At 58.3% G+C, this 3,439-nt stretch carries 3 protein-coding genes and 1 pseudogene; 1 reads left to right on the plus strand and 3 read right to left on the minus strand.

Annotation, left to right across the window (positions count from 1 at the left end; translation table 11 throughout):
* Nucleotides 1–699, minus strand: a 699-nt coding sequence (locus ACXJ7R_RS27855) for a hypothetical protein (protein ID WP_457154631.1), incomplete at its 3' end; no start/stop codon positions are given.
* A gap of 524 nt (nucleotides 700–1,223) precedes the next feature.
* Between ACXJ7R_RS27855 and ACXJ7R_RS27860 the strand changes: the two genes are divergently transcribed.
* Nucleotides 1,224–2,129, plus strand: a complete 906-nt coding sequence (locus tag ACXJ7R_RS27860) for a LysR substrate-binding domain-containing protein (protein WP_457154632.1) — start codon at nucleotides 1,224–1,226, stop codon at nucleotides 2,127–2,129.
* Here ACXJ7R_RS27860 and ACXJ7R_RS27865 read toward each other — a convergent pair.
* Both ACXJ7R_RS27865 and ACXJ7R_RS27870 read right to left on the minus strand, forming a co-directional pair.
* Nucleotides 2,113–2,817, minus strand: a complete 705-nt coding sequence (locus ACXJ7R_RS27865; RefSeq protein WP_457154633.1) for a peroxiredoxin-like family protein — start codon at nucleotides 2,815–2,817, stop codon at nucleotides 2,113–2,115. The two genes, ACXJ7R_RS27860 and ACXJ7R_RS27865, sit on opposite strands and share 17 nt — an antisense overlap.
* Before the next feature lie 226 nt (nucleotides 2,818–3,043).
* Nucleotides 3,044–3,439 (minus strand): annotated as a pseudogene (locus ACXJ7R_RS27870) (NAD(P)/FAD-dependent oxidoreductase); the annotation flags it as partial.

Raw genomic sequence — 3,439 nt, forward strand, 5'->3', positions numbered from 1 at the left:
CTTGAAGTTGGTCCCGTTATACCGCAGCTGATTGGGAAATCCGTCATCCAGCAACGTGAACGCGCCCGTTGTGTTGTCGACGATCGAGACGTCGGTGTATTTGCTCAGGAGCTTGCTGAGGATGGTCGCGAACGGAGCATAGGCATCCGAAACCGCCTGAACACCAGGCGACAAACCGGCCAGAGAGGCGGTTCTAGACAGTTGCGACAGCTCGGTCAGCAACGACATGTCCACCGACGTATTGGAACTATATCTGACCTTCATCGAGAACGAGATTGTATTTGTCTCAGAATCCACGACGATGTCGTYGATGAGGATACCGTTCCTGTTGATGACGATGTTCGACTTCTCGGATGTCGTGACGAAGAGGAATTTGCTCTCTTCCCACGTTGCCGACATGATCGGTTCGGTGGCAATGATCTTGTCGCCAATCGCCACATCGAGACTTACGATGTAGTTTCCCGACTTGTTTTGGAACCTCGACTTTATCAACGATTGCAGGAACGCCGAAGCCGATTGACTTCTTGCAGCGCCGTCCTTTCCAGTAAACGCAAAATCGTAGGTGATCAGCCCATAAACCAGCCGCGGCTCTACGGCTGCGAAGCTCGGGTGCGCTACGGCGGTAAACTCATCGGCCAGTACGCCAAAAGGGTGGGAAAGTACTAGAACAAGAGCTGCAATCAGTTGCCTGAAGCGCATTTCACCCCCCCGGATGGCTTCTTAAACCGTACTCTCCATTTCTATAATTAGGAAGGGGAACGCATACTAGATGAAGCGATTTCTGTTTGCCTATCCGCACTAAGGATCGGCGGGTTGCCGTCGAAATCTGCGTTCCAAAAGGTGAATGGCGAAGCCGCGCCGTCCATGTATCGCTATGTGAAATTGAGCCCCTACCACGAAACGCACTGACGGACGTGCAGGCATCCATGCCTGCGAGGTCAAGGCATTGGTGCCGAAAAAATCTGAGGCGCCGCTTGAAGTGATCCTTTTTCATGGAACTGCGCTTGTGCCCAATCGGATCTGTTAGGCCAAAGGCTGGATGTGGGAGACGAGGACGATCGCGATCATCGACTTGATCCGGCCCAAAGCAAACATTGACTAAGCCATACTGCATAGCGTCCCGCCTAGCGACGTTGCCACACTTTGCCGGAACGGCTGCAATGCGCTAGCCTGCAAACATGCGCAGTCGCTGATAGATCATTTCGCTGAGGGGGCGAAGATTCATGGAGATGCAGCAAGTCCGCTATTTCCTAGCCCTGTCCAGCACGCTTAATTTCACTAGAGCAGCCGAAGAGTGCAACGTTACCCAACCTGCGCTGACACGAGCGATCAAGACGCTCGAGGAGGAGTTGGGGGGTGAACTCCTTCGGCGCGAGCGCCAGCACTCTCACCTGACCGAACTCGGCAGGCGTATGCTGCCTCTGTTGCAACAGTGCTACGACGCTGCCACTTCCGCAAAATCACTCGCCAAGGCTGTGCAAAGCAGCGACGTGGCGCCTCTTAACGTCACCATTTCCAACAGCGTCAACATTGCGCTGCTGGTATCGCCGTTTACGGAGCTTTTTCGCGCCTATCCCGGAGTCCATCTCAAGATCAACCGGGGCTCGCCGAGCGCTGTCGTTGAGGCTCTCAAGAACGGTGAGGTTGAGCTAGCCGTTGCCGGTCCGTTGGGRCAGGCCTGGGATCGGCTCGACACCTGGCCGCTCTTCCAGGAGGGCATAGAGCTCGTCGTGAACTCCGATCACCCACTTGCCCGCCGCAACGAGGCCGATGTCGCGCTGAGCCAACTGGCGGCGGAACCTGTGCTCAGCCGGATCGATTGGGAAACCAGCGAGGAACTGTCCCGCTGCCTTTCCGCGAAAGGCCTGACGCCTCGCACCGCGCATGAAGTCGAGACCGACCACGACCTGCTGGCATTGCTGGAGGCCAACGCCGGGGTGGGCTTTGTCTCCGTGACGGCACCACGGACGCCGAATATCCGCAGGCTCAAGCTGCGAGACGTCGATATCTCCCGGGTCGTCGCCGTTTACGCGGTTGCCGGCCGACATCGCTCACCCGTGGCCACGACGCTGCTCAACCTGTTGCGGTCGACCGACTGGTCATCTTTTGGCGTCAGCGAGCCCGCCTGAGCGCCGCGATCAGATCGTCGATGTCCATCCGCCGACGGTAGTCGGGATCGACGAAGCGATCGGTGATGATCCCGTCGGTTCCAATGATGAAGGTTGCAGGGATTGGCAGGAACCAGCTGCTGTTGCCCTGATAGTTGGGGAGATCGAGGCCTAGCCCCATCAGCCGCTCCATCTCCGCCCCGACCCAGATCGCAAGATTGAGAGACAGGGCGTAGCCATTGTCCATGTCGGTCAGGAAGGGAAACGTCGCGCCGACGGCAGTCTTCATCGCCTTCGCGAATTTGCGCCGCTCGGGCATGATCACCACGATCTGGCCGCCCAGGGTGGCAATCTCAGGCTGGGCTTCGACGATGCCAATCGCGTTCAAACGGCAATAGGGGCACCAATGCCCGCGCTGAAAGGTGATCACCGCTGGCCCCCTTTGCAGCACGTCGGCCAGACTGACCAGCTTGCCATCGTCGTCAGGAAGCAGGAACGCCGGCATGATATCGCCTGGCATCGGCGCCACTGCGCCTGCCCCTTGTTTCTCCAGGCGCTCCACCAAGCGATCCACCGCATCGGCGAAATTCGCGTCCAGGCGGCGCACCGCGGCGGCAATCACCGCCAGCCGCTCGTTCAGGGATGCATCAAGTTCTATGGCAGCCTGGACGGACTGTTCAAATGTCATTGCCTGGTCGTCGTCGGCCATTTCTGCRCTTTCATGGATTGCGTGCACCCTATCATTGGAGCTCGTCGGGCGGGGTCATGCTTTCCTTGCATCGTTTCGATGCCCAAGATGCATCGAGGCAAGTTGGGTTCGCATTCTGTTCGTGGCTCGTCCTCAATTCGTTACAGTATGACATCGTGTTCCTGGTATCCGACGAGAAGGCCGGGATCACGACCACCATACTTTTCCAGTCGCCACCTGCACGTGTTCAATGGAGCTTGATGCGAGGCCGGGTGCGCCTCGCAAACATCTCGCTAATCGAGTCGAGGGCGGTCTTCACAAGGCCATGCACCGCCTGGAGATGCAGCTTGTGGAGAGAGCGATACATCAGCCGGGCGAGCAGACCTTCGATCCTCAGCCCGCCAATCAGGCTACCGAACGAACCGTAATCGGCGAGCGAAACGAKGGAGCCGTAGTCACGGTAGTGGAATGCCGGCGCAGCCCGCCCCGCAAGGCGCGCTGAAACGACTTTCACCAAATGATCTGCCTGCTGGTGCGCTGTCTGGGCTCGTGGCGGCAGGGCATTGCCGTCGCCTGGCAGGACGCAGTTCGCGCAATCTCCGATCGCGAAAACGTTCTCGTCCCCTCTGGCTCGCAGTGTCTC

Source organism: Mesorhizobium sp. P5_C1, assembly GCF_054049815.1.

Bases quoted from the DNA above. Each gene is read 5' to 3' on its own strand.
- ACXJ7R_RS27865 (WP_457154633.1), bottom strand. From the start codon at position 2,817: ATGGCCGACGACGACCAGGCAATGACATTTGAACAGTCCGTCCAGGCT.